At 65.2% G+C, this 339-nt stretch carries 1 protein-coding gene; it reads left to right on the forward strand.

Translation table 11 applies throughout. The features are described from left to right. Window positions 1-339, forward strand: a 339-nt coding sequence (locus tag EOA78_RS35675; protein ID WP_164784127.1) for a Plug domain-containing protein, incomplete at both ends; no start/stop codon positions are given.

Here is a 339-nt window from a genome sequence, read left to right on the forward strand (position 1 = left end):
CCCAGCAGGGTGCGCGGGTCACGCTCTATTATAACGGCGTCGACATCAGCCGGACGCGCGGCGCCTATCAGGATCTGTACGATATCGAGCGGATCGAGGTGGTGAAGGGGCCGCAGGCGACGCTGTTCGGCACCGCCGCCGCCATCGGCGCGATCAACATCATCTCCGCCAAACCACGCGCCGGGACCGAGGGCGGCATCCTGGTCTCCTATGGCAATTTCGACCGGAGCCAGGTGTCGGGCTATCTGAACGCGGGCAACGACACGCTCGCCGGGCGGATCGCCTTCGCCTACAAATATCGCGACGGCTATGTCCGCAACATCGCGGGCGATCCCAAGG

This window comes from Mesorhizobium sp. M5C.F.Cr.IN.023.01.1.1, from assembly GCF_003997585.1.
In the GTDB taxonomy this organism is placed as follows: domain Bacteria; phylum Pseudomonadota; class Alphaproteobacteria; order Rhizobiales; family Rhizobiaceae; genus Mesorhizobium; species Mesorhizobium wenxiniae.